This window comes from Leptospira borgpetersenii serovar Javanica (assembly GCF_003046425.1).
In the GTDB taxonomy this organism is placed as follows: domain Bacteria; phylum Spirochaetota; class Leptospiria; order Leptospirales; family Leptospiraceae; genus Leptospira; species Leptospira borgpetersenii.
This window is the reverse complement of sequence record NZ_QAJG01000005.1, coordinates 90213-116514: the sequence shown is the minus strand read 5'-3', so window position 1 is coordinate 116514 and position 26302 is coordinate 90213. Positions and strand designations below refer to the sequence as shown.

26 protein-coding genes and 1 tRNA gene are annotated in these 26302 nt (G+C 40.0%); 16 read left to right on the top strand and 11 right to left on the bottom strand.

The annotated features are described in order from the left end of the window. The first annotated feature begins 1 nt into the window (after position 1). The 8 genes from CLV95_RS05500 to rlmD all read left to right on the top strand — a co-directional run bounded on the left by CLV95_RS05500 (position 2) and on the right by rlmD (position 6272). Positions 2–994, top strand: coding sequence for a type I phosphomannose isomerase catalytic subunit (locus CLV95_RS05500; RefSeq protein ID WP_002729480.1), 993 nt, complete (start codon positions 2–4; stop codon positions 992–994). A gap of 9 nt (positions 995–1003) precedes the next feature. Further along, positions 1004–1297: an HNH endonuclease gene (locus CLV95_RS05495; protein WP_002734311.1), complete on the top strand. Its 294-nt coding sequence runs from the start codon at positions 1004–1006 to the stop codon at positions 1295–1297. A 2-nt stretch (positions 1298–1299) separates the two neighbouring features. Then, entirely contained in the window at positions 1300–1626 is a 327-nt protein-coding gene (locus tag CLV95_RS05490) for a DUF1292 domain-containing protein (RefSeq protein ID WP_002729472.1), read from the top strand. 273 nt (positions 1627–1899) lie between these two features. Beyond that, the gene (gene coaE / locus CLV95_RS05485; RefSeq protein WP_016561310.1) at positions 1900–2523 is read left to right on the top strand and encodes a dephospho-CoA kinase; all 624 of its coding nucleotides are present in this window, start codon (positions 1900–1902) and stop codon (positions 2521–2523) included. Continuing rightward, positions 2520–3233, top strand: a complete 714-nt coding sequence (locus CLV95_RS05480; protein ID WP_002729463.1) for an SPOR domain-containing protein — start codon at positions 2520–2522, stop codon at positions 3231–3233. The genes coaE and CLV95_RS05480 overlap by 4 nt, the downstream gene beginning before the upstream one ends. 53 nt (positions 3234–3286) lie before the next feature. Continuing rightward, positions 3287–3934: an FFLEELY motif protein gene (locus CLV95_RS05475; protein ID WP_002733964.1), complete on the top strand. Its 648-nt coding sequence runs from the start codon at positions 3287–3289 to the stop codon at positions 3932–3934. Positions 3935–4428: 494 nt separating this feature from the next. Then, a complete protein-coding gene (locus tag CLV95_RS05465; RefSeq protein ID WP_002734012.1) occupies positions 4429–5031 on the top strand; it encodes an ankyrin repeat domain-containing protein in 603 nt (200 codons plus the stop codon). Between the two features lie 59 nt (positions 5032–5090). Continuing rightward, positions 5091–6272, top strand: coding sequence for a 23S rRNA (uracil(1939)-C(5))-methyltransferase RlmD (gene rlmD / locus CLV95_RS05460; protein WP_002722312.1), 1182 nt, complete (start codon positions 5091–5093; stop codon positions 6270–6272). An 89-nt stretch (positions 6273–6361) separates the two neighbouring features. Here rlmD and CLV95_RS05455 read toward each other — a convergent pair whose 3' ends face one another. From CLV95_RS05455 to CLV95_RS05415, 8 genes are all read right to left on the bottom strand, one after another. Beyond that, the gene (locus tag CLV95_RS05455; RefSeq protein ID WP_002734124.1) at positions 6362–8677 is read right to left on the bottom strand and encodes an ATP-binding protein; all 2316 of its coding nucleotides are present in this window, start codon (positions 8675–8677) and stop codon (positions 6362–6364) included. Position 8678: 1 nt separating this feature from the next. Beyond that, positions 8679–9764: a metallophosphoesterase family protein gene (locus CLV95_RS05450; protein WP_002734179.1), complete on the bottom strand. Its 1086-nt coding sequence runs from the start codon at positions 9762–9764 to the stop codon at positions 8679–8681. A 291-nt stretch (positions 9765–10055) separates the two neighbouring features. Next, on the bottom strand, positions 10056–10754 hold the full coding sequence (locus CLV95_RS05440) for a hypothetical protein (protein ID WP_011670789.1): 699 nt from the start codon (positions 10752–10754) through the stop codon (positions 10056–10058). A 71-nt stretch (positions 10755–10825) separates the two neighbouring features. Next, a complete protein-coding gene (locus tag CLV95_RS05435) occupies positions 10826–12289 on the bottom strand; it encodes an SBBP repeat beta-propeller lipoprotein, LipL53 family (protein ID WP_002734193.1) in 1464 nt (487 codons plus the stop codon). A 773-nt stretch (positions 12290–13062) separates the two neighbouring features. After that, positions 13063–13749: a DNA-3-methyladenine glycosylase family protein gene (locus CLV95_RS05430; protein ID WP_002734062.1), complete on the bottom strand. Its 687-nt coding sequence runs from the start codon at positions 13747–13749 to the stop codon at positions 13063–13065. Between the two features lie 19 nt (positions 13750–13768). Continuing rightward, complete coding sequence (locus CLV95_RS05425; protein WP_002722300.1) at positions 13769–14986, bottom strand: cyclic nucleotide-binding domain-containing protein; 1218 nt, start codon at positions 14984–14986, stop codon at positions 13769–13771. Between the two features lie 48 nt (positions 14987–15034). Further along, positions 15035–15685, bottom strand: coding sequence for a tetratricopeptide repeat protein (locus CLV95_RS05420; RefSeq protein WP_369746717.1), 651 nt, complete (start codon positions 15683–15685; stop codon positions 15035–15037). A gap of 171 nt (positions 15686–15856) precedes the next feature. Then, a complete protein-coding gene (locus CLV95_RS05415; RefSeq protein ID WP_002620102.1) occupies positions 15857–16141 on the bottom strand; it encodes an LIC10235 family protein in 285 nt (94 codons plus the stop codon). 52 nt (positions 16142–16193) lie between these two features. On the opposite strand from CLV95_RS05415, the gene CLV95_RS19625 reads away from it, so the two are divergent. The 6 genes from CLV95_RS19625 (at position 16194) to CLV95_RS05385 (ending at position 21594) form a co-directional block, all read left to right on the top strand. Further along, positions 16194–16316 carry a hypothetical protein gene (locus CLV95_RS19625; RefSeq protein WP_002733936.1) on the top strand — a complete coding sequence of 41 codons (123 nt, stop codon included), beginning with the start codon at positions 16194–16196 and terminating at the stop codon, positions 16314–16316. A gap of 402 nt (positions 16317–16718) precedes the next feature. Continuing rightward, the gene (locus CLV95_RS05405; protein ID WP_016749028.1) at positions 16719–17405 is read left to right on the top strand and encodes a hypothetical protein; all 687 of its coding nucleotides are present in this window, start codon (positions 16719–16721) and stop codon (positions 17403–17405) included. Between the two features lie 1044 nt (positions 17406–18449). After that, positions 18450–19028 carry a tyrosine-type recombinase/integrase gene (locus tag CLV95_RS05400; RefSeq protein WP_026053988.1) on the top strand — a complete coding sequence of 193 codons (579 nt, stop codon included), beginning with the start codon at positions 18450–18452 and terminating at the stop codon, positions 19026–19028. Between the two features lie 65 nt (positions 19029–19093). Continuing rightward, positions 19094–19429 (top strand): STAS domain-containing protein, encoded by a 336-nt coding sequence (locus CLV95_RS05395; RefSeq protein ID WP_004480775.1) that lies wholly within the window; start codon positions 19094–19096, stop codon positions 19427–19429. 27 nt (positions 19430–19456) lie between these two features. Continuing rightward, positions 19457–20947: an ArnT family glycosyltransferase gene (locus CLV95_RS05390; RefSeq protein ID WP_002729812.1), complete on the top strand. Its 1491-nt coding sequence runs from the start codon at positions 19457–19459 to the stop codon at positions 20945–20947. Then, positions 20944–21594, top strand: a complete 651-nt coding sequence (locus tag CLV95_RS05385; protein WP_002729198.1) for an SGNH/GDSL hydrolase family protein — start codon at positions 20944–20946, stop codon at positions 21592–21594. Before CLV95_RS05390 ends, CLV95_RS05385 begins: the two co-directional genes overlap by 4 nt. A 590-nt stretch (positions 21595–22184) precedes the next feature. On the opposite strand, the gene CLV95_RS05380 is transcribed toward CLV95_RS05385, so the two are convergent. Next, positions 22185–23246 carry an SMP-30/gluconolactonase/LRE family protein gene (locus CLV95_RS05380; RefSeq protein ID WP_002729142.1) on the bottom strand — a complete coding sequence of 354 codons (1062 nt, stop codon included), beginning with the start codon at positions 23244–23246 and terminating at the stop codon, positions 22185–22187. Positions 23247–23391: 145 nt separating this feature from the next. On the opposite strand from CLV95_RS05380, the gene CLV95_RS05375 reads away from it, so the two are divergent. Further along, positions 23392–23649: an LIMLP_16025 family protein gene (locus CLV95_RS05375; RefSeq protein WP_002729161.1), complete on the top strand. Its 258-nt coding sequence runs from the start codon at positions 23392–23394 to the stop codon at positions 23647–23649. A gap of 797 nt (positions 23650–24446) precedes the next feature. Here CLV95_RS05375 and CLV95_RS05365 read toward each other — a convergent pair. Both CLV95_RS05365 and sixA read right to left on the bottom strand, forming a co-directional pair. After that, positions 24447–24518 (bottom strand) — tRNA-Pro (locus CLV95_RS05365). A gap of 63 nt (positions 24519–24581) precedes the next feature. Continuing rightward, positions 24582–25064, bottom strand: a complete 483-nt coding sequence (sixA, locus tag CLV95_RS05360) for a phosphohistidine phosphatase SixA (RefSeq protein ID WP_002729193.1) — start codon at positions 25062–25064, stop codon at positions 24582–24584. A gap of 221 nt (positions 25065–25285) precedes the next feature. Here sixA and CLV95_RS05355 point away from each other — a divergent pair, with 221 nt between their 5' ends. Further along, on the top strand, positions 25286–26200 hold the full coding sequence (locus tag CLV95_RS05355; protein ID WP_002729133.1) for an ABC transporter ATP-binding protein: 915 nt from the start codon (positions 25286–25288) through the stop codon (positions 26198–26200). The last annotated feature ends 102 nt before the right edge of the window (positions 26201–26302 follow it).

The following is a 26302-nucleotide window of genomic DNA, read 5'->3' as shown; positions in this document are numbered from 1 at the left end:
TATGCAGAAGGTGATCCGTTTTCATCCGATTTATAAGGAAAGGATTTGGGGCGGTAGAAAGCTCGGGAATTTTTCAGGAAGAAAAATCCCGGAGGGAAACATCGGAGAGTCCTGGGAAATTTCGGACTATGGAAACGACGTGTCCGTGATTAGTAACGGTCCTCTTTCCGGAAAAAACTTTCGGACCGTATATCTGGAAAACACGGATTCGATTTTGGGAAAACCGTTTCGAGGGAAATCCTTCCCACTTTTGATCAAGATCATAGATGCAAAGGAAAAACTTTCCGTCCAAGTGCATCCGGACGATTTGTACGCGGCAAAATACGATCCGCAGAGTGCGGGAAAAAAGGAAGCCTGGATTGTTCTACAAGCGGAATCTGGCGCTAAACTTATATGCGATTTTTCTAATGCAACAAGTAGAGAGAAGTTCAAAGTCCTGGTGGAACAAAATCGTGCCGAGGAGATCTTAAGGCAGATTCCGGTGAAGGAAGGGGATTCTTTTCTTTTAAATCCGGGAAAAATCCATGCAATCGGCGCGGGAATTCTTTTGATGGAAGTCCAGCAATCTTCGGATTCCACTTACAGAGTCTACGATTACGGAAGACCGAGGGAACTACATCTCGACAAAGCCCTCGACGTTTTGGATTATTCCGGACGTTTCGAAGAAGTTGTGATGAAACCTTCGCCTAAGTTCTGGGAGGAAGGCGATAGATTTCGTCTAACGGCAAACGATAAGTTTTTGATGGAAACTTTGGAGGTTGCCGGAAACGGAAAAATATTTCGAATTCCGGATGTTTACCAGGAATCTGTGTTTCAGATTTTGGTTGTTCTTCGAGGACGGATCGATGTGGAGGGGGAAACGCTTTCTCAGGGTGATACTTTATTGTTGACCGCGTCCGGTTTGAAAGAAGGAATTTTTGCGACCAATAGAAGTGATCTAACGAAACTTTCCGTTTCCGGTCCGGGTTCCGACTGGGCGATTTACAAAGATTAGAATTTTTGAATGGACCCGGAAGAACCGATACTATGGATTAGCGAGGCAGAACTTGCAAAACAAAGAAGGATCGCAAAGGATCTTCGCAAAACTTCCTGGTGGAAAAAGAAAAAAGGAACTGGGATCTGCCACTATTGCAGAAGAAAATTTTCTCCCGAAGAGCTTACAATGGATCATTTGATTCCTCTTGCAAAAGGAGGAAAGTCTATCAAGGCCAATCTTGTCCCCGCATGCAAAGAATGTAATTTCTCTAAAAAGAATAAACTTCCCTTTGAATTCGATTCCGAAAGGGAAGAAAGTTGAAGATGAGCGATCTTTTTCAAGATGAAGAACACGAGGGGCAGACTCGGGAAACCGTTCAACTTTTGGACGAGGATGGGAATCCTCATTCTTTTATCGTTGTGGAAGCTTTGGAGATCGGTGAAAATCAATATCTTCTTTTGACTCCGGTTCTAGAAGAGGATCTGAGTTTGATCAATTTAGACGTAAGTTTTTTAAGAGGAGAGGATAACTCGGGTTATTTTGCCGTCCGGCTCGAGGCGGATGAATACGGAGAAGATTTTCTCGTTGAGGTCCAAGATAAAAGAGAACTTGAAGATATTCTTTCCGAGCTCGATGCGGATATTGTTTGATCACATTTTGGATCTGAAGTTGTCATAATCATCACTTTATGAAACTACCAGAACCCGTCGAGCGCCAATAGAAGCGAGACGCCTGAGTTACCAGCATGATCTTTCTGATAAAGCAGAAAACTAAAGTGCCGCTTTCTAAGGTTCGTTTCCGCAGGTTTTGAGACGCGCTGTAAATACAGACCGTATGTTTAGGTTGAAATTCTTGATTGGAAACTACAACGAGAAGTTTCTTTTTTGCTTGTACTTTTGTCCTGGTGTTCTATCCTTCAACGTATGCAGAGTTCCGACTCCGGTAAAGAGGCCTTTTTGGTTGGGATTACCGGAATGATCGGAGGAGGTAAAAGTACTGTCGTAAAGATTTTGGAAGAATTGGGAGGTTTTGGGATCAGTGCTGATCGTTTAGCGAAACGTTATACGGAAATAGACTCTCCTATTCTTCCGGAGCTCGTGGGACTCTTAGGAAAAGGAATTTTGGATTCGGAAGGAAAGCCGGACCGAAAAAAAATTTCCGATATCGTTTTCAACGACGCTGAAAAACTTGCGGGACTCAATCGTTTGATTCATCCCAAGGTTCGTGAGGATTTTCAAAAAATTTTGAAAACTCAAGCTCGAGGGAAAATTGTGATTTGGGAAGTTCCCCTTTTATTCGAGACCGACGCTTATACGCTTTGTAACGCGACTGTAGCCGTGGACTCCGATCCGGAAGAATCGATTTTGAGGACGATTTCGAGAGATAGACTTAAAAAAGAAGACGTTTTGGCGAGGATCTCGAGTCAACTTCCTATTACGGAAAAACTGAAAAGAGCCGATTATATCATTAGGAACAAAGGAAACTTGGAGACTCTCAAGGAAGAATGTAAAAATCTTTATTCCACTCTATTGGAAAAAATGTTATGAAAGAAAAAATTTTTTATGTAATCAATCTGGATAATAAGAGAATCCTAATTCTCTCTACGTTTTTAATCGGACTACTATTCTCTTTTTTTTTCTTAGGAGTTTCAGTCGGTAAAAAACGTGCGGGCGATTCCAACGAAGAATCCTTAGCATTAAACGAATTCAAAAACCAGAAAATTCAGGATTCAATACCTTTTTCGGAACCCGGTCAAGTCGAAGGCAATGCTTCCGCTGAAATCCCCGAGGTGAATGTCAACTCTCCTTCAAACGCGAACTCTCAAGAATCCGTGACCTTTAAAAATATTCCGCCTGCAGCCGAAGTTGTGGAGTTTAAGAAACCGGAAGCGGTTTCGACTCATGTGGAAAAGGAAAACAGAACTGCGCTTGAAACTCTTTCCGTGAAAGAACCGAGTGATTCTAAAAAGACGAAACGAAACGAGGAAAAAAAATCAAAACGGATTTCCTCCAAGTCTTCAGTCGAATCGGGCGTATTTTCACTTCAAGTTGCGGCTTTTAAGGAAAAAGAAAAGGCGGATGGATTGAAAAAATCAATTTCAGGAAAGGAAAAAAATACGAAAGCAATCGTCAAAAAATCCAGGAATGGATATTATACGGTGCGATTCGGATCGGCTTCTTCTAAAAAAGAAGCAGAAAGTTTTGTAAAGTTATTACCCGTAAAATTAAGATCTGGAGCCATAGTAGTTAAGGATTGATTTTTATATTGACCCAAGTTATGTAGCTTACGAAATCTGTTCCTGAATTAAGAATGGATCAACAGGTGTTGGAACTAACACGTAAAGCGGTGGTTCGTGCGACTATTGAGAGGCTTCGCACAACTTATTCGGACCTTCTTATTATTAAAGGATATGAGGGGATTCCGGATTTTTTCGAATTCAATTTATATTCTCCCACTAACAAAGAGGAAAGGGATAACGCTTTAGAAAATCTTTATGAGAAGTTGAAAACAGTCGCGGGTAAGTCCATGACTGAAAACATTCACCAGATCATTCTTCTGAATCGTCTAACGGACTCTTTAGACTACGACACTGCAAAGGTTGTGATCGAAAATAATCTTATGGAAGACGGTCAAATCTCCAGAGATAATCTTTATGCTGCGATGGGTGAAACGAATCGTTTTGACGAAAGAAGAACCCAAATTCAAATGGTAGGCAATACGCTTAGATTCTTTTTTTCCCTTTCCAAACTTCCTATGATCAAACTCGTATTGTCTCCGATTAAGGTGGCCGCATCCATGGTAGGGGCTACTTCTCTTGTGAAAACGATGGAAGCAGGTTATGAGTTATCGAGTAAAATTAAGGACCTTGATCCTTTCATTGATGCGTTTTTGGATAGAGAAATTCGTTTGATCGCAAAGTTGGAAAAAGGCAGTTCAGTCGCGGAAGTCGCCGATTAAAATCGTTTATATCCGTAATACGACGAATCGATATCTTTCGAATAAGCAGGTAAGATTCAAATGTTCCGAATAAATTTTGGAAGGGATCTGAAGAATTTTAAATTATTCGAATGTTCAACTCAATGCACAAAGATTTACAGCGTGTGTCGAAACCTGCGGCTGGACAAGCTCTTATGATCGAGTCGCCTTTTTACGCTGAATCGTTAAAAAATGTAGGATAACGTGAGTTCGATGGTTGGAGATTCATTTTTCTAAAAAAGTCGGAATCTGAACTTTACGGATCGATCCTAAAGTGCGGGAACTACATTGTCGTGACAGCCATCAGTCCTCTGAATGTGGGAACTCCACAGCGTCTTTTTATAAAATGATTGTACCGACTTATTGTAAGGTTTTGGGGCTCGAGATCGAGCTTACGAGTCGGAGATAAGGAAGTAAATTTGTGAAAAAGTTCGATTTTTCCGATTTTAAAATCGAACAAACAGAGGATGTAGAGGGTGAAAGAAAATAAAAAATCAAACACAGAGAAAAAATCCCAAATAGAGAATCTTTCCGCAAAAACAGGATCAGTTCCTTTTTGGAAACGTTTCTTTTTTTTAAGAGCTATTCAAAATGGAAATGTCGAAAGAGTTCGTTCTTATTTGCAAAGCGGATTGAATCTAAATCGTTTTCACGGTATGACTTCTCTTTCTCTCGCGGTGAAATACGATCGATTGGAGATCGTTCGTATATTAATTGAATATTTTGCCGATCCGAATCTTCCCGATGAAAAAACGGGTTTGACTCCCCTCATTCATTCCATTCTGGAGGATCGTTCTACGACGATGATGTCTACTTTGATCGAAAGCGGCGCTGATCTAGATCAAAGGGATGGGAACGGAATGAGCCCTTTGCATCATTGCGTGAACGAAGGAAGGTTAGAACCTTTGCGGTTTCTTCTAGAAAAGGGGGCTGATCCGAATGTCCGGGATTCGAACGGGGTCACTTGTATGAATCTTTCGAAATCTTCTCACGGAATGTCCGAGTTTGTCGAATTACTTTTAAAGTATGGGGCCGATCCGACAATTAAGGACAAACACGGAAAGACTTATCTGATGTAAACTGCTTCAAGAAACGAATTCAATTGACAAGCCAGGGCCTGAAAGTGGAAGAAATTAGAATGAGACCTCCCATGAGTCAGTCCTGTCAGCATTATCCGGAATGCGCCGGTTGTGATCGATTGCATATCAGCTACGAAAAACAGCTGCAGCACAAACAAGAAGGGGTCGAAAAACGGTTCGTAGGTTTCCAAGAACTTGAAATCCGACCGATCATAAAAAGTCCGAAGGAGCAGATGTATCGTCATAAGGTTCAACTTCCGTTCGGACACCGTAAGATCGGGAAAAAAACCGTTCTCACTTTAGGACTTCATAATAAAGAGAACGTATATATTATCGATCAAAAAGAATGTAGAATTCAAGATGCGGACTTGACTACCGTGGCCGCCGCGATCCGACATTGGGCGCGTACTGAAAACGTCATCCCCTATAATGAAAAAAACGGAAGCGGGCTTTTGAGACATATCGTACTCAGAAAGGCGAACGCATCCCAGGAGATATTAGTGGGAATTGTGACGAACGCGACCGAAATCCCTGGAAGAAAAAAACTTGCCGACAGATTACATTCATACATTCAACAATTCTTATGTAATGAGAAATCGAAAGCCGAGGTCGTGGGGATACTGCAAAACGTAAATCAAAGAAATACGAAGGTAGTTTTGGGCGAAAAAGAAACGACTTGGTACGGAAGGCATTTTGTAAAGGAAAAGATCGGTGATCTTGATTTTCAGATCGGACTTTCCACATTCTTTCAAGTGAATCCATTTCAGATTAAAAATCTTTACGATCTCGTTTTGCAGGAACTTCCGAGCGATTCGAATGTAGTGGACGCTTATTGTGGAATAGGAACGATCTCCTTGTATGTTGCTTCTAAATCCAAAAAAGTGGTCGGACTGGAAGAAAATTCGAATTCGATCCGTTCCGCGGTTGGGGCCGCAAAGGCGAACGGAATCGTAAACGTCGCGTTTACCAAGGGAAAGGTTTTACGAACTTTGCAGGCGGCTTTGAATGAAAAATCGGACGTAGTGATTTTGGATCCTCCGAGGGAAGGACTTGACCCTGAGACGAAAAAAATATTATTAAATTCTAAAATACATAAGATTCTTTATGTTTCTTGTAATCCGGAGACGCTGCTACGGGATGCGGTTGCACTCACCAAGGTCTTCAAATATACGAAGATGACTCCGGTGGATCTGTTCCCTCATACGAGCCATCTGGAGAGTGTTTCCGTTTTTACAAGGTGATTTCTTGCGGATCGGTATTGAATATGAAATTTGACCTAAAGAGCGCGTCTCAAAAAATAGAACTTACGTTAGACAACCTTGGATCGATTTTACAAAGGGATCTTTGTCGAATTTTGAAAAATCTTAAGAACGATTTCCGCGAGTTCTTCCTGCTTTGTAAAAAAACAGATTTGATACCCAGTTTCTTCTTGAAAGGCCTTGAGATAGGAAAGGGCAGAATTGATTCTTTCCGTATCTAGATGAACAAAAGGTTCGTCTAACAAGAGAATTCCGTGTTTCGGAACGGTTTTGCGAGCCAAGAAGAGCTTGAAAATCAGATAGAAAGTCGCCAATGTTCCACCCGAGAGATGATCGATGGGTCTGAATTCTCCGGATTGGTCCTTCATTTTAATCGATTCTTTTTTGTCGATGGATTCGAAGGAAATTTCCCGTTTCGGAAGCACAAAGTTGATTTCCTTGCCGACTTCGGAAGATACGAACGAGAACTGGGCGGATTGATCCTTGGAGATTTCTTCGACGAGTTCTTGAGCGAATATTGCGGATCTGCGTTTGGAAACAATATTAGAAAAATATAATTCTTTTTCTGAAAGGGTTTGGATCGTACGAATCAGATCCTTTTCCTTTTCGGGAAGAGAATCCTGAATCCGAGCCTCTTCCACTTGAATTGCGGTATTCAATTCTTTTAATTTATTTTCCAGGGACCGAAGTTCTTTTTCGAGTTCCTTTTTTTTAGAATCTCTGAATGGTCTTTGGGGATCATTCGGAAATTGGATCGGAACGTCGTCCATAGTTGCGATTGTAGTTTTTTGCCGAATTTCCAGATCTTCCAAACTTTTGGCGGAGTGATCTGTGAGAATTTTTTTCAGACCTTCGGAAAAATTTCTAGATTGGGCTTGGAGCTCCGCGACTTGTTTGTGATAGTCTTGGATGGTGGCCGCTTTTCTATCGTTCAACCAGGAATTTATTTTGGATTGAAGTCCTGCGGACTTCTCGGATTCGAGTCTTAAGGTAGAACGAATCGTGTCGAGCTCGGTTGACAATGTACGGATTTCTTTTTCCGAGGTTTCGATCTGGCGCGATTCTATATCGAAATTTTGAATTTGTTTTAGAAAAAACTGTCTTAGATGATCGATCTTTTCTATAAAGGGAATGGAATATTCCGGAAATGTTAAGTTCCATAGACCGGAGATTTTGAGAACAAAGTCCTTTTCCTTTTCGGAACTATATCTGAAATTGACGGATTCCCTTTTTTGTAGGAACAGAAAGAAACCGAGAACGATCAAACTTGCGGAAATCAAGACTGCGCTGAAAAGTGTAGCGGTTGAGAATTTGGAAAGTAAAAATCCGCTGAAGGCGCCGACAAGTCCTAAAAAACCGAGTCCGACTAGAATAATTCCTAGGATTTTACCGGAGGAACTGGAGTGATTCGTTCGAATTTCTTCGATAAAACCCTCTTCCCGGAGTGTATTGTCGATTTTTTCGCACCATTCCTCCGCCTTTTGTTTCATCTTTTGGAGGGTTGGGAGTAGGTTTTGTCGTTCGTCTAGATGTTTCTTTTTGGAATTCATTGCATTTTCTTTGTCTTTGAGCAATGCCTCGGAAGAGTGGACGGCGTTTCGGGATTTTTCGATTTCTTTTTGAAGGTTTTCGAAAGCGGAAGATTCGTCCTTTGCATAAAGAAAGTTTTTCTTGATGAATTCTTGAATGGATTTTAGTCTTTGAATCTCGGAAAGAGATTCTAAAAGTTTGATCTTTTTTTGAATTTTAGAATCCAATTCGGAATCTTTTTCGATTTCGGCGAGTTTATCTTTGATTTCAAATTCTCTGTTTCGGTCTTTGAGATGTTTTTCCTCTTTTTCGGCGTTGTTTTTGTTTCTGGAATGTAGGCTTTCGATTTCGAAAATCAGTTCGGTTCTTTTTGATTTAAGATCCGAAATTTCTTTTTTCAAAGTTTCGAAAAGATTCGAGTCCTTACTTCCCGTTTTCGGAGAATGGATCTTTTTGAGCGAACTTGCAATTCCATCCAAGTCGATCCCGTTGTTTAGAAGTTTGCTTCGGAGAAAATCGGGTTTGATGAACTTGTCGTTGTTAAACGCAAACTCCAATTCACCTTCTCTGAGAGAAACGCAGTGTACGTACTGAGGAGCCGTTTCCTTAGAAAGGTCGGGAACGTTGCCTAGAATATTATAACCGTCTAAACTTTTTTCACCGTAACGTGAAAGAATACTTTTTTTTGGTTCTTGATTTGCAGTAAGAAATTTGCTGCCGATTGCGAGTCGGAGTGCGTCGAAGATCGTGGTTTTTCCGGATTCGTTTTTGCCGAAAAAGACGGTGACTGTGTCCGAAAGATTAAATTCTTTTTGGATAAATTTGCCGAATCGGTTCAATTGAATTCCCGAGATCATTTTAATTTCTCCCCGAATGTTCTTCGATTTGTTCAAGGCCTAAGACCAAAATTTCGTTCCAATCGGGAGCGTCCGGAGTGTTCCAATTCCTCTTTTTGAACATTAATTTATCGTAAAATAATTTAGCGATAGGATTGTCGATCAAAAGCGAAGAGGTCTTGAGATCGCCCGTTTTGAATTCTAATTTTCTGCAAACGAGAGACTTGGAGAAACGGTCCAGGATTTCCGAAACGATATGTTCGTCTTCCACGATTCCGGAAACGTTGATTCGAACGGAATCTTGTTTGGATACGAGAGGAGGTATGTTGGAAAGTTCCGGAATTTCTCCAGAAAGGTTGGCTGAAACGGAGAATTCTTTGAATTCTCCGGCGCAGGTGATGATTTTTTTTTCAAGAATTGGAGTTCCGCTTTTTCCAAGAGTTACGATATTGACTGTACGGGGCCCGAATTCTCCCGAGGAAACGACTCTTGGAGAACCGGGATAGGCTTTGAGAAGAATACCGGATTTTTCGGAGCGTTCTCGATGAATGTGACCGAGAGCAAGATAGTCGAACTTTGCATCCAAAAACGGTTTCGAATCCAGGATGGAATCCGTTTCTTCCGGGGACGGCCCCAGGTATTCCACCAGCTTTGTATCGGTTCCGTGTAAAAGGGCGATCCGATAGTGAACCTTTTTTTCGTTGAATTGAATATTCGAATAATCTAAAGTTCTGTGAAACGGAAAACCGAAAAATTCCGCTTCGATGCCGTCTATTTCCTCGATCCAAAGTTTAAAGTTGTCGGTTTTTTGCGGATACAACATCGGGGAAAGGTCGGCCGAGATCGGATAGGTTCCTTCGGGAATGCCTAATTCTTCGTGATTTCCCGGGATAAAGAAAATTTTTCCCGGAAACTCCGTTAAAATCTCTTTCACTTCAACTTTGAGTGCCGCTATATCCGAGTTACGGTCGAAAAGATCTCCACAGAAAAGTATGTGAGTACATCCTTCTACGTTTGCATTGGAAACAATTTCTTTTAAGACGGAGAGAGAATAATCCTTTTCCTTTTGGCTTAGGTGTATGTCTGCTGTGTGTAAAAATCGAATCATGATGTAATTCCTGCCGTCGGAGTTTATCCGTATCCCCGGACAATATTTAAAAGGTTCGGATATCTTTGAAGATTTTTTCGGGGTTTTTCCGTCTGCAAGCGGACGAGCTGAGTCGTTATGGCTCACAGATTTCCGCTCGGATTTTGTCTTCGACGACGGTTATATTTCTTCGTGTCGCTAAGCCGAAGAACGGTGCGCATTCGTTAATGCTGAGAAGCTATTTCAAAAATATTTTAGAACGATCGGAATCGGCGTTTTCAGTAAAGATAAAGTATTTTTTGAGATAAGTTTCTAGTAAGTTTGGTCCAAAAAAGGAATCAGGTGTTGCTCCGAATACTGAATTACTTTTTGGATACGATCGGAAGCGTTCCATTTTTCGGAGATCATACGCGGTGCACCCCAAAGAAAAATCGCTTCTATAAAAACTTTGCGAGGATCCGGAAAAAAGGATTCGATTTTAATTTCGATTCCGTGGTCTTCCGGGTCTTGGGGATTCAATGGAGGAAGGACGAATCTGAGACCTCCGCCTAAAATGGGTCTTCCGAGTTGTTGTAGACTGTCTCTGTTCTGACGAAGTCTTTTTTCCCAGATCTCGCTGAATGCGTGTTCTGTGGAAGAGTCCGCTAAGAGACGAACGGTAAGGTCACTTTTTGCCACGTTTTTTCCCTGGATCAGCCAAACTTTGTCGAATGCTTCAAGTACTCTTTCAAAATCTTCTTCTATGGATTCCAAAGAACCGTCCGGATTTTCGGAGATGATGATAAGTTGTGTGATATTCGGACCGGCGTTGATGAGCTGGATTGTCAGAACCGATTGAGAAAGTTGTCTTGTGAGAATATTTTGATTCGGTCCGTAATTGGTTCCTGTGATTTCAATTCCTAATTCTTCCAGGTTGGATTGGAACTGAAGGACTTCGGATTTGGATCGAACTATGATCGGTAAAAATAGATCGCTCAGACCTACGTGGATGATGTTTCGATTTCGGTTCATGATTGCCGCCTGAGCCCTTTGTCTCAAACGGATTTTTTTTGAACAGAAAAGAAATCGCGATTGGGACAAGGTTATTTGAATTTCAGGAGGAATAGATCATAAACTCCCTTTCTGGGAATTTGATTCATACTTTGACTTGTATATCTGGAACAATAGAGATTTCCTTGGGAGTCGAGTCCGATTCCGGTACTGAATATTGAGCTTTGAGAAGTTCCGATCTGTTGGGTCCATTCGATTTGTCCTGAAGAATTGAATTTGGTCAAAAATAGATCGTTCCTTCCTATCGATGTGTTCGTTTCATTAGTGATATTTTCACTGCTATAGCCTGTCGTAAAAATATTTCCGTTTGCATCAGTTGTAATTGCGGTAATCACGGTTTGTTTCCTCCGATTGTCTATAGGATCGAATTGTTGAACCCATTGTCGAGTGCCGGACGAATCGTATTTAACCAAAAGACCGCGAAAGTTCGATTTGTTTTTGGTTTCTGATTCGAAATTACCGTTACTAGTTCCGCCCACAAAAACGTTTCCGGACGGATCCACATTGATAGAGGAGCCTTCGGTTGTGCTGGAGGCGGAACCCAGTTGAGCGAAAAATTGACGATTACCACTACTGTCGTATTTAAAAATAAAAAGGTCGAGAAATCCGATACCGGGAACGCTATTAGTTGAAAAGTTCGCTCTTCCTGAACCGGTCACGTAAATAATATCCCTAACTTCATCGATTGTAATCCCACCGAGATAAATTAGGGCATGGGCTCCATTCACCGAAATCTGTTTGACCCAGATTCGGTTACCGTTTGTATCGAACTTGATGATAAATCCGTTGGGTCCGATTGCACTTCCTCCAAAAGGTCCGGTTGAATTCCCAATTATATAAGAATTTCCGAATGTATCTACGGCGATTTTTTTGACATTTGTGCTATAGTCTTTTCCTACGCAGCCTGTTTGTTTTGCCCAAGCCTGGGATCCGTCCGAGTTGAATTTGATTAGAAATAGGTCTCTTTCGCCTGAAAGCGGACTTGCAAAACTGTCTTTCGTATCACCGGTGACGTACACGTTTCGATTAGAGTCGACTGCGAAATCTTTAACCTCCAATCTTATTTTTGGAGCTCCGACTTGTTTGGTCCAGATTGTATTTTTTCTGGAATCATACTTTCCAAGAATGAGATCCCGATTTCCAATCGGCTCGGCTTTATAAACACCTTTATCCGTATCTCCGGCGACGTATATAAAGCCATTGTTATCTACGGCGATGCCTTCTCCATAGGTGCTCGCTCCCGATGTTCCGATCAACAAAGTCCATTCTAATTCTCGGGGATTTAAATTTTCAGAAAAAGGTCTTTGTGTGGAGCTTTCGGTTTCAAATTCGACTCCCGTTTCGGCTTCGAGTTCGGTAGTAGTGATTTTCTCTTCTTCTCTTCGAAGTAAAAACCGTATCCAATAATCCTTAGTTTCCGGGTTGGAGGCGTTGGCAATTTCTGTCGGATAACAAGCCTGGAAGAATATAAAAAGGAAAGTAAGGAGAAAAATCATGATATTTTCTCAAATTGATTCATTTGATGCATACTGATGTAAAATATGAGAATACTTTGCATATATATTTCTTTTGGAATAGGGAACTTCATCCTACTTGAAAAAGAAAGGCAAACATGAAGAAAGAAAGTCGCTTATGCGGATTAAGACCGGGAATTTGCGCTTTTATCTTAAGGGATTGTTTCTTAAGGAATGATATTACAATGATTCCAATATATCAGGTAGATACAATGTGCACAGTTTGCGAATCGATACTGGCGCAGGAAAAAAGAGAGGGTGGTATTCAGGGATGGTTTTTGAAAAGCTTTTGAACTTGTTTCAAAATTTTAGAATTGTAGGAGTTATTACTCGTTTAACTGTGAAAAGACGATTTAAAAAACTGGAGACTTCCCGAAAAGACGGGATTTGTGGGAACTAATACGCCTTGCTCTAAACGGCTAAGTAATAGAGTTGTTGAAAAATGAATTCTCTATCCGTTTCTGCTGTGAACTTGTCCCAAAACTGTCTTCTGTGGGAGCGGCATTGCCGCGACACTGTCCTCAGTCCTCTGAATGTAGGAGTTCCCACGGATCATGGCTCTTTGAACATTTACGGGCTTTCGAACAGATTTTATTGTTCGTGCACTCTTTTGTCGGAGTTTTTACGATTCCGAGGTTTTGGGACAAGTTCTGTATTGAAATGGACGTTTGAAGCGGTTTTGTTAATCTGAATCATGGAATTTTTTAACAACTCTAATGATGATTTTTCTTCAGGGTATTGGAACAAGTTCCTTCTTAGTTCCAACCTTCTCCACCGTCCATGTCCGCCCAAAGATACCAGGAAAGGATCGTTCTAAAGGGAGAATAACTCATTAAAAAATGCTGGATTTCTTTTTTATTATCCTTGGAAATTCCATAGTGTTTTTCCACCGATTTTCTAAGAATCAGATCGTTGATGGAAAAATGATCCCAACGATCCAAAGCGAAGATCAAAACCATTTCGGCCGTCCAAGGCCCCACGCCCTTAAAAGAGCAAAGAAGGTTTAAAACATCAGAATCTTCTAATTTACGAAGTTTTGAATCGGTGATATCCCGATTCAAATAGGCTTCGGCGATTCGTTTGATTGTTTCAATCTTTGCTCGGGAAACTCCTATCTTTTTCAATTCCTCATTTGGAATCATTAGAATCTGATCCGGGGAAGGAATTTTTTTACTTCCTGCCAGGGAAATCAACCTACGTTCGAAGGTTAGGGCGACTTTAACGGAGAGTTGTTGACCCAGAACGGATTTAATCAAAACCTGATAAGGGTTCCCTATAGTTTGTAATTTACAAGGCCCGATGGAATCGACCAGTTTTTTAGTGATTGGATCTTTTTTACGAAGCCAATCAGATGCTTTTTGGAGACGAATCTTCCTATCTTCTAAAACGGAAGAAGAACGATTTTTAGGATTAGGAAGTCGGGAAGAATCTGGAAGAGGCATTCAAATTTGAAAACACGGATTATACTCTTTTTTTGAGTTTGTTTTCCATTTGGGATTTTTTTCTATAAATATGAACTAACTTTTCCAGTTCTACTAAATCAGTACAACTGAGTTTACCCTGATCGAGCTTGATCCATTTGTTTTTAGTCAAAAGGTCTAGAACCAAATTTTCGTCTTTCGGGTAGGAGAGGCCGACCATTTTGATCAAATCCTTCGTGCCAATTTCAAAGTTATACGAGATTTTCGGGGCGATCTTGATTCTATTCTTTTCGACAAGAGTCAACAGGGTATCCGCGATTCTACCTTGAGGATCGTTGATCATTAAGTTAGCAAGCTGTTTGTAAGCGGTCCAAATTCTTTCGGAGAGAAGAGTGATCAAACGGGTTGCGAGTTGGGGTTGGGCTTTGACCATACCTTCGAAGTTGGCCTTGTTGATCGCGAGCAGTTGAACGTTTCCCCAGGCGATCGCCGAAGCGGATCTTGGTTTGTTGTCGAGAAGCGCCATTTCCCCGAAGATATCTCCATTCTGAAGAACCGCGAGCAACACTTCGTTTTTATCCACAATCTTAGTGATTTTTACCTTACCGTTTTGAATGATATACAGTTCTCTACCGGGTTCGTGTTCGCAAAAGATCATCTCGTTGTCCGCGTACATACGATTGAATTTCGTAAGATCGATTGTGGGAGCTTGCATCGGATGATTCATCGTTTGTAATTTCAGTTTTGCCTGAGTAGCAAACGGACCGTTCGGAAGATATTGAAGGTATTTTTGGAATGCGTAAGCGGCGTGATGGTTGTTTTTCTGATTGAAGTAGTTTTCACCGATATTGTAAAGTTCGTTCGGATCTTCTTCCACTGCGGAGCGGAATGTCAGACGTGTGATTGTCTGGTCGAATTGGCGAAGTTTCATCGAAAAATAGCGGATGATTTTCATCGCTACCGGAGTGTTTCTTTGAATGAGAGTTCCGAATTGATCGTAACTCACCTCGATCACTGAAACGTCGGTGAGTGCTACTGCGGATTCGATTTGGGCGTGTTGGCTCATAGCGGCGACGACGCCGAAAAAGTCCCCCGGGCCTTGAACGGAATTCGGATCCTCACCGACGACCGGGTTTTCTCTACCTATTTTTACCTTCCCTTCCCGAATAATAAAGAAACTAGGGGAATCTTTTTTACCCTCTACGATAATATAGGAGCCCTTCTGGAAATTAACGATTTGGAAGATGCCTGTGGACATGCTGTTATGTTAATATTTTTTTTGAAAATCAGAATTCAACTGTTTTCATTATCGGTTTTCAGGAATCGAATCTCGAAAAAAAGAGGTATTTTCTCCACATTCCGACGTTTCCGTCTTTGAATCATTTAAAATATCCCATTCAGAGAACTCCAAAGAAGCTTTTTCGGCAAGTTCTCTGGAAAAAGATTGAGTGCAGATTGATTTGAAAACTTCTTTCGCTTTGTTTTTTTCCCCGATTTGGAGATAAAGTTTACCGACTTCGAAAAATGCGTTTAAACCTTGGGAGGAGGTCGGTTCCTGAGAGTATTGATACAGATTGATTTCGAGGACTTTTTCCGGGCGGCCGAGCCTGGAGTAATTGTTTTTTAGGACCTGATAAGCCTTGTATTTGAGTTTACTTGTCGGATAAAGAATCAGGAAATTTTTAATTTCTTCGATGGATCTGTGGAATTTTTGGTCTTTATAGGCTTCTTCCGCGATCCTAAGTAGGTTTTCGGCTTGAGTTTCCTGAAGAGAACCGATTTCCGAACTTAAAGAGCTGGAAAAGAAAGTCCAGGTTAAGGATAAAATAATCAAAAATCTCATTCTAAAAAGCTCGAGGAAAGCATATCTAAACTTAATATTTTTTTTCCTAAGCAAAGTGTGCCGTCGTTCTCTGCGGCTCACCCCTAAAATTACCCGGCGTGCATTCGGCAGTATTGGGAATCTGATTTTGTTGTCGTTTTGGATCACCTTTCCATAGGGAGGTGTTTGAGATTTGTAACAAGCTGTAAGGAAAATGAAAAGTCTTTTGGCCTGCAAGATAAAGCTCCGGAGGGAAAAATATGCCTCCTACTAAAGAATTATCTGCAGGTTTTTCGAAAAAGTTGATTACTTTTTCTGATCGATTGATTTGCGATGGCGTTCGCAGAGTCTGTAGAGTTTTCCGGAAGAAGGGTTCTTTTTGGAGACTTTCGTTCCACATACGATGCAAAGGCCATTATTTCTTCTTTTTTGGTATAAAAGTTGAACCCTTTCGGCGCCGGACAGATTGTATTTGCTAATCTGTATTCTAAATCCTTTATATAAGTAATTGCCTACGGCTTCAATGGATTGAGATTTGACGCCTGTTATCAGGGATTCAAGATCGTCTTTTGAGATTTTTTTCGGTTTCATACTGATATTTATGACGAAATCACCTAATTAAAATTACAGAAAAAAATAAACGTTGAATCTTTTTTTAGAGAATCGCTCTAAGATGGATTCTAAAATAGAAGAATCTTGGCAACTCGTGATTGGAGGAAACGTCTCATTTGAATGGGATGGATTTCGGATCCTTCTGGCCGGGTGATCTAAAACATAAAACGTTTTTTCAGTTGAGATCGAGACCACTGAGCGCTGCATAAGGTTCAAAGTTTTACGTCTAAAAGACAAATTGTGTTAAGATTTTACGGGTCACTTGCTATAGGCAACACAGTAAAACGTAATCATTTGAAATAAATTCTTGTCAAGATAAAAGCGAAGTAATTGTGGGCGGTCTTAAACTTTTATCATTTCGGTTGTGTGATCCTATCGGGACAGCATAACAAGACGAAAGGCGAATGGATTTGATATTGAACTTCTCTATTTACTTTTGACAAGAAATCAAACAATCATTTGAGAAATCTAAATTTAAAAACGACTAAAGGCTTGCAAAAAATGATTGTGACTCTTAGATTAAACGGATGTTTCAAAAGAAACCAAGGAGATTTCTATGAAAAATCTGCAATTGCTCTCAAACTCATCGAATCGAAGTCCCTTACAAACACAAGTCTTTCCAAATTTCAATTTTATCAATAGGCTTTTTTGTCTTATTTTTATTCTTTCGATTTTAATCATGAGTGTAGGTTGTAAGCCGAACCTAAAAGACCAAGTTGAAAAGATATTATCTGATCGGGAGATTCCACTTGAAGAAAAAATTCGCCAAACGTCGTTTCTGTTGTTAGGCGATCGTTTGAAAGAAATCGAAATATCTCCGAGTATTTCGCCTACTGGAGATAAAATGGACACAGTAAAAGTGACACTTGCAGTGGGAGGAAATACTGCTCTTACGTTTTTGGGACAGAAGGAATATAAGGAAAGAATGAAGTTGGAAGCGGCCTTATTATCTTTTCGGATTCTACAGACCCTCAAACATCTTCCCATAGAAAGTTTCAGGATAAGTATCGTAAAACCATATTATGTGAAAAATTCTCCGACGGATTCCATAGAAGAGTTCGAAGTGTTTCGGGCGAAAATGGAAAAGAATTCGCTGATTCAAATTAAGGGATTTGAAACCGTGGATTCGTTTGCCGCAGATTCTTACGATTCACCTGAACCTGAGGTTTTGGATGTAATGGTTCAAATCGTTCGAACATGGAAAGTGGAATTGGACGAGTTGAATCGTGTGGAAATAAAATAGAGTTTCGCTTTTACTGCGTTTTATTACAAACTGATTGTAACTGATTTTCTTGAGTTTTATTAGAAGTTATCTCAAAAATACTTTATCTTTGCTTGAAATGCCGATTTCAAGCATTCTAAGATATTTTTGAGACAGTTTTTAATTTCCATATAAGAACCTGTCGAGCGCCAATAGAAGCGAGACGCTGAGTTTCCCGAGCGCCAATAGAAGCGAGACGCTTTAGTTACCAAATTGATCTTTCTGACAAAACGAAAAACTCAAGCCACGTTTGCTTCGCGGGTTTTGGGACGCGCTGTAAATAGAGTTTTCAAGATTCTGCTTCTAAGCGTCGGTTTGCGATAAAACCCGACTGCCCTCTTTTACTACTCGGATGCATGAAAATAATACTAAAAATGAAGAGGGGATTTTTGTAAAAATACGGAAGCCCTCATAAAATCGCATCTAATTCGGAATTGTTAGCTTTTTTGAATAAGATCGAATCTTCCAACTTTTGAAATCGGAACCTGTCCCAAAACTTAGATAGAAATATAATTAATGAGGTTTTGATACAAATTCTAAGCTCATCATAGTATTTTTTATGCGCCCGAGTAATATGTAGGATCCGTGCGAGCTCGTAATAAAATAGAGTTGTTGAAAAATTCCATGATTCAGATTAACAAAATCGCTTCAAACGTCCATTTCAATGCAGCAGAAACGGATAGAGAATTAATTTTTCAACAACTCTAATAAAAAACGAGCTCTCGGAATCCCTTTTCGGATTATTTTCAAATTTTAAAATATACTAATTTTCAATTATAATTCTTTATGTGCCGATGATTTGGCGGATTTTCGATTTTATGTCAACCGATAGAAAGAAAAGTTTTGAAACGCGCATCTATTTCTGAATATTCCGAAATAGAATATTTAAAGTTTTTTGAATATTCATAAAATGTGTTGTATGGTTTGAAAATATTTCCCTGCTTTCTTCGAAAAAATTAATTTTTGTTGGCATTATTGCCGCAATGTCGGCAAATAAAGCCGAATTTGAAAGGAATGGTTCTTTTTATGAATCTGAAAAAAGGGAATTCGGAAATTTACGGGTTTAAAAACATTCTCACGGATTTTGAAATGAGGTCTCTCACAGACGCGAGTAGAAACAATCCCGAACATTTTGTATGGATTCGATGCCTAATTATGTTCGGATTAAAATCAGAAGAGTTGGTTTCTTTACGTTGTAACGATGTCGACTTGGAAAGTAAGTTATTGAGGATTCGCGGATTTCAAGGGAGAGAAGATCGTTACCTCAAAATTTCCCCTTTTTTACTTCGGGATTTTTACGGAGCGACTCGGGGTAAAACTTCAGAGGAATACGTATTTCCGGGAAGGAAGGGAAAGTTACATCCCAAAACGATTCAGAAACTTTTCGAAAAATTAAAACGTAAAACGAATATCGAAGTGAGTTGTTCTAAAATTCGAGAAACGATAGCCATTCGACTTCACTCGAGAGGGGATTCGATTCAATTTATTGGCGAATTTCTAGGATTGAAAACGAGGCGCGCCGTCTATAAATTGATCGGGCAAAAATCGAGGTTTAGATCGGTGAGAAATTTTTCCTTAGATGAAATTATAGATATTGGAACTTAAAAATGAGTTGTAAACGAATTCCGAAACCTTAATTTAGGCTTAATTCTCCAAAAGGAAGCCATTTTTTGGAAATCAAAACGAAAAAGATTGGTAAGCATACTCTGGTGGCGCTCAACGGAAGGCTGGATATTGGGCATTCAGACGAGGTGGAAGCGAAGTTGCTGGACGATGTTCAGTCCGGACAGGGTGATATTTTGAGCAACCTGGAAAATATTTCTTACATTTCGTCTTCTGGAATCCGTATTTTCGTCGGTATGGTCAGGGAATTAGAAAAGCAGGGAAGAAAATTGAAACTTTGTTGCATTACTCCTCCCGTAAAAAAGGTATTCGATGTGGTCGAACTATTGGATCTGTTTGAAGTCTACGAAACAGAGAGTTCGGCGCTCGACTCGCTCGCCTAAAATCCGGGATTGCCCTCTCGGGTTTTTATGTCCCGGAAAACGTTCGCTTTCATTTCACTGAAAACACTTTCCTGGATATTGCCGTTTCTTTTAGCACTCCTTTTCGTATGGATTCTATATAACGATCGGCTTGAATTTCCTCCGGTTTGGCCGGATGAAGTTTTATTTTTTTCCCCTTCACAAGACTTTGTGGAATTTGGAACTCTTCGAACTCGGGTTTTAGAAGGTTTGATCCCGGGAATGGAAGAGACGACTTTGTGGATGCCGCCGTTGTATTTTTTTTCCGGTGGCCTTTGGATGAAGTATGTGTTTCCGGGAATCGTCGGACTTCGTTTATTTACGCTTGTAGTCGCGGCGCTTTGTATTTTTATTTTTTACGGGATTTTATTTAGAGTCGGATTTTCTTTATTGTCCGCATCATTTGCCGGTTTGTTGCTCGTTACGGATCTATTATTTTTGAGAGTGGGAACGATGGCAAGGATGGAGATGCTTTGTCTGTTTTTCGCATTAGCAAGTTTATTTCTTTTGGTTCGCACCGCTTTGGATGAACATCCAAGACCCGTCGGGAAAGTTGAAGCTTTGTTTTCTGGAATTTTTCTTGGGCTATCTTTTCTTTCTCACCCGTTCGGTTCTGTGTTTGGAGTTCCTTCCTTGTATCTTCTTTGGAGAAGGAAATCTTTGTCGACTTCTTTGTTTTGGATCGGAGGGATATTTCCCCTTGTGATTTGGATCATTTGGCTACTTCCTTATTGGAATTTATTTTTGTTTCAGTTTGGATTGCAGTTTGGAAGAAAGAAAGAGCTTTTCACTTTGTTTTCCGTGCTCACGAAGATCAAGATTTTGATCGGAGGATATGAAAATCCGGGGGTTAGAATTTTATTTTACATTTTTCTTTTAGCGGGAATCGGAATCAATCGAAGGTTGTTGAAGGAGCGATTTTTATTTCTTTTTGTTTGGGTTTTGGGAATTCTTGTATTCCTGTTTTTATCCACCGAATTTTATTACGTGATGTATCTTACTCTTCCGCTTTCTGCATTAGGTGGGATGTTGTTTGAAGAATCCGATCGTAAAAGGGTGATTTACGTAGGTTCAGGGCTTTTATTTTGTAATTTGATCGTTTTGTTTCTAGCATATCGAAAAGTCGGCTTTATCAACCCGGAATTCGATCTCGGAAAGAAATTTTCAGAAGAAATTGCGGCCGAATTGAGATATTCCAAGAAGGTTTATCTTCAGGCGATTCCGGATCCGTATTTTTATCTAAGGGAAAGATATCCGGATCAGGAAATTCTAGAATTTATTCCGGGTGAACTTCCGGTTCCTTCGGAGATGTTTGTGGGAGTTTTGGATTCCATCGATACGTTTGTTTTCAGCGAAGGGACGAAACGGAACGATACTGTGGAAAATTATCTTAAGGAAAATTCGTCTTCTTTTTATAAGAAAAACGTTTCCGTTTCTCCTTCCACGACTCGAAAGTTAGTGCGTGCTCAGGCGGAAATTTATCTCCGGAAAAAAAAATGAATTCTTTTTGGCTTCGTAGAATTCTTCAATTTCAGAATATTCTGTTTTTCTTATTGATTTCTTGTGTCGGTAAGGAGAGCGAGCAGCACGGACTTTCACTTTTATTGCCTCTGGTGGGCCCACTTTTGAAAGTGGGGATCATTGGAGATTCTTTATCCCAAGAATCGGACGGTTTTGGGCTAAGAGAAAAACTTGGTTTCCGATTTACGGTTACTGACTATTCGGTTTCAGGAAGATACGTTCCTACTTGGCTTCAAACGATTGGAACTGCTTTGACTGAACGACAAGACCTTTTAATTTTAGAATTGGGGACGAACGATGTTTCCGGTTATCCGGTCGACCAATTTCCGAAGAACTACGAAAATCTCCTTGATTTAATCCAATCTCATAGTAATGCAATGATCTTAGTGACGATTCTTCCGCCTACGGCTCAACCCGGCTATAGAGCGAATATTTTGCAGATCAATTCGTATCTTAAAGGGCTAAGTTCTCGTTACCCGACTGCGGATATGGAGTCCGTTTTTTTAGAGAGAGAAAATACAATTCCCTTATATTCGCAAACGGATCTTGTTCATCCGAATCCAGTCGGATATGACTTGATGGGAGCCGTTTATACGGATGTGATTCACAAACTCTACATCAAATAATAAGAAATCTTGAATTTTCTGCCAAAACCTGCTCCGGAACTTTAAATTAGCGTGAGTGCGACGGTTGAAAATGAGAAAGGATTTTCTAAAAGTAGGAACTCCAACAATTTTAGAATTTCTTCGTAAGATCGTGATTTGTGGTATTTCCCATATTTTACTACTCAGATGCATGAAAATGATACCGAAAATTAACGGGCAATTTTTGTAAAAATATAGAAGTCCTTACAAAATTATATCGAATCTAGAAATTATCGGTTTTTTGAAAAAGATCAACATTCCAACTTTTGAAATAAACTTTTATGAATGGTATTCTTTTCATGTGTCCAAGTAGTAAGAATAGATTTACAAAGTTCAGATCCCAACTTGTTTTTAGAAAAGTGAATCATGGATTCTTACGCCGAACTCATGTTAGATTCGTATGATTCTTGAACATAAGATAGTTTCCGAGTATAATATCTAATCCTTTCCGAATTTTTCAAACTAAAGTGCTGCTTGTGGGGATCGCAGCATAATAATCGCTTTTGCGTTTGTTAACCTACGTGAGAACAAATCGGTTAACAATGGGAATTCTCACACTGTGGAACGGTCTTTTAATTCGAGTTTGTATATTTGCAATTTAGAATATACGGATTGAATATCTGTGCTATATACAATCTTCCCTCGAATGGAATCGCGGTGCTTCCGGCTGAAATCAAATCTCCTGAAGTCGCAAACACTTCCTGAAAATTTCCGTCGGTAGAAATTCGAAACACCTGAGTCGGAGAGTAATAGTTCGGGTTTTTCACGTGTCTTAGAAATCGATACGTGGAACCATGGCCAACTACGAAAATTCTTCCTTGGGAATCCAACTCAAGGTTGTCGGGACCGGAATGGATGTGAATCCTTTTGGGTTCTTCCAATACGGGTTTTCCCTGTTCTCTTCGAATCGGAAATTGAAATACGCTTTTATCCGAGTATCCGGATCGATATAAAAATTCGTTTCCTCGAGAATTTTTTGTGTATAAAATTCCATTTCCGAAAGAGAGAGGATTTCCGAGGTTGGACCAATTTTTACCGTCGTAATGCGAGATTTCCGCGCGTTTGAATCCGAACAGATCGTCCCAGAGATATCTTGGAACTCCTCCCGTTCCGTGATCGTTGGAAAGGAATATTTCATTTTCAGATACTACGAAAAGATCGTTGGGGCTTGTAAGTAGTGGGTCCGTAAGAGTTCCTACATGCAACCATTCTTTTCCTTTCCGCTCGAAGATCTCGATTGTGTGAACTTCGTAGAATTTTGGATGAGAAATTACGTAGAGTCTGTAAGTGTCCTTGGTTTTGAGAAGACTGATCCCGTGAGGTCGGAACTCCGGCGGATATTTCACGAAAAGTTCTGTCGGGACAGAAGGATTTTTCAGATCGATCGTAAAGATTTTCCCGAGTCGGTTCTGAATTCTTCTTTCATGGCTTGAGACGTATAGAATTTTTTCTTCCCGATCAATTGCTAGATCTTCCGGACCTGGGAGTCCTTCGATTTTCATACAATCAGTTCCCGAAGGACCGACAGATTTGATTTCTATACCGCAATTCAAAAAAAAGTTGAAGGTAAAAAGTGAAATTATCCTTAAAAAAAGGAGAAAAGAACACTTACATGTTTCGGTTTGTTTTAGCAAATTGAATTGTTTCCTATTGTTTTGGTTTTCAACTTCCTGAAAATATAGAGATAAATAAGAAAGAAAGGAAAAAAGTGGTTGCTACTTTTGTGCAGTGCATAAAATAATAATCGAGATCCTCGAGAGTGAATTGAGAGGTTGTTGTATGGAAAACAAAAAATTAAACGATATAATTAATGTAGGAATTGGAGCTGTTCAAACTTCTCGTGAAATTTTCGATAAACTCGTGGATGACTTGAACCAAGGTAAAGAAAAGATCGAAGCAAGATTTGATCAATTAAAAACCCAAGGGGAGAAAGATATGAGCGAAAGCGCTCTGAAGTTAAAAATCAATTTAGCGTGGGGATTGGTTCGATTCGAGGAGATTCGGGACAATATCCTCAGTCATTTTATTAAAAGATAAAAGCGTTTTTAAACGAAGAGTTCTATTTCTTGTTTTCTGGCCTTAATTTTCGCCGGAGAAAAATTGAATCGAAGGAAATTATATTCTTCTTCCATTTTCTATGATTTTTCTAGAGAGTTTCGGAAAAAAGTTTTTTCAAAAAAAATCATATTAAAGTATTGAATCTTTTCATTAGAGCTGCCCAAAAATTAACTCTCCATCCGTTTCTAAGCGGTCGATTAAAGTAGTTTTGTTAATCTGAACTTTTTCAACAACTCTATTCTTATTTACAAAGAATCTAGGGTCTATCCTAAATTCCGTCGAGCGCTAATAGAAGCGAGACTCTTTAGTTTCCTATAAGTCCTAAAATTAGATTTACAGAAATCAAACCGCTTGACGAACGAAATGAGGAGTAAAAGACCTAAATGCTGATGAAGTCGAACATTGTTGTAAAGAAAAACATCCAAATTTAAATCCCGAACGTATGAAAAAAATACCGTAAAAGTTCGTTTCGAAAGTTAGAATGTTGATCTTCACCAAAAAAGCCGACAATTCTGGATTCGGCGCAATTTTGTGAGAACTTCTATATCTTTGTAAAAATTGGCCGTTAGTTTTGGGAGCCATTTTCATATGTTCGAGTAGTAATCTCGAATATACTTTTTGAACTGAATTTGTGAGGAGCGGCGTTTTATATTCCGATTCTTTTTTCTTTGAAGAGTGCACGTCGAATTTTTATATCGATTCGGGAAATATAAAGGAGATTGTAGATGAAATTTAAAATGAAATCCAATTGGCCGATTTGAATCGAGTTTAGAATCTCGGAGTGACTGGATTCGAACCAGCGACCCCTTCCCCCCCAGAGAAGTGCGCTACCACTGCGCTACACCCCGATTCTTTCTATGACGGTAAGAATTTCCGAAAAGGTTCCTCTGTAAACTTAAAAAACCGAAGGCTCAACCAAGAAAATCGGGACAAACAAACCAGATGATTTGACCGTCATGGAATTTTTCTCTAGGAACGTTGATCGCAAGAGCTGATCCCGGAGAAAAAAGAAAACTCTTTCCAACTCCGCTGATTCCTAAAAGTTTTTCGGCAAATACGGAAACGTCCGGGCTATGCCCCACTAAAAGAATCGTATCCGAGTTCGAGTATTCTCGAATGATCGGACAAACTTGGGCCATATCTTGGCCTGCCTTTAAATGATCCAATGATTCGGTTTCTCGTTCGGGATGAAGAATGTCCGTGTAAATTTTTGCGGTGTTTGTTGTTCTTTCGTAAGGACTGTGATAGATCTTTGTGATCTTGAAACCGATTTTAAAAAAATTCGCCATCTTGAGTACATCCGCTTTGCCTTTAGAGGTGAGGGACCTTGAACGATCGGTTCCATCCGGAGAAGTTGTTTCCGCTTCTCCATGTCTAGCAATGATAATCTTCATGTGTTATAGAGAATTGACAGGGAATGATTCCTAAAAAATCATTGAGCTTCTCCGAGTGGAACCTTCGTTTACTAGAAGGGTCCAACGTGATTATGTTCTTCCAATCCGTTCCACAGTCGAATTCTTTCATAAAAGTTTCGCATTATGAATCCGAGGTTCTTATGGAAAGTTCACTACTTTAGGACGGTTTTAGAAAAGGCTCTGGTTCCAAGGAAAAGTGCATGTCTGAATTTGCAATTGAAATCGATTCGATTCAAAAAAAATACAAGGAGCAACACGCTCTTAAGGGAGTATCCTTTCGGGTTCGCCAAGGTTCCGTTTTCGGTCTTCTTGGTCCGAACGGGGCGGGAAAAACGAGTTTGGTTCGAATTCTTATGGGATTTTCCAAACAAACGGAAGGAAATTTTCGTTTGTTCGGACTTTCATTCTCTCCTCGTTTGCGGAAGAAAATCGGCTATCTCCCTGAGAAAATTTCTATCCCAGGATTTTTAACGGGGGAGGAATTTTTAAGCTTCTGTGGAAAGTTAGCCGGAATGCGGAGTCCTTCCATCCAAAAAAAGTCCAAGAACCTTTTGGAAAGAACGGGTATTGCGGATGTTGCTTCGAAGAAAGTTGCCGGTTATTCCAAGGGAATGTTGCAAAGACTCGGACTTGCATCCGCATTGATCGGCGACCCGGAGCTTTTGATCTTGGACGAGCCCGGTTCCGGTTTGGATCCGAAAGGTTATATCGATTTTCGAGAAACTCTTGTGGAGGAGAATAAAACGAAAGGTACAACAGTATTATTGAATTCTCATAGACTTTTGGAAGTGGAAAAGGTCTGTTATGAAATCGGGATTCTTAACTTGGGGACTCTTGCCGCGATCGGGCCTTTGGAATCCTTAAAGGAAGGAAAGAATCGGATTCTTGTCAAAGTAGAATCGATGACTTCCGAATTGGATTCCTATGTTCGTAAAATTTCTTCCGAACTAAAGATTGTCGAAAATCAGATCGAATTTCTTCCGGAGAACGAAATCGATCCGAGAAAAATTCCCGCAGAACTTGTGAATTTAGGTGCGAATATTCTAAGATACGAAAGAATCACGGAATCTCTCGAGGAAGTTTTCCTGAGAGTCACTGGGGGGAATAATGAATAATCTTACTTGGATTCAAGATCAGATTCCGAAAGTTTTTTCGATCGTATTTCTGACTTTGAGAGAGACTTTTCGAAAAAGAATCGTATATTTCATTTTTATAAT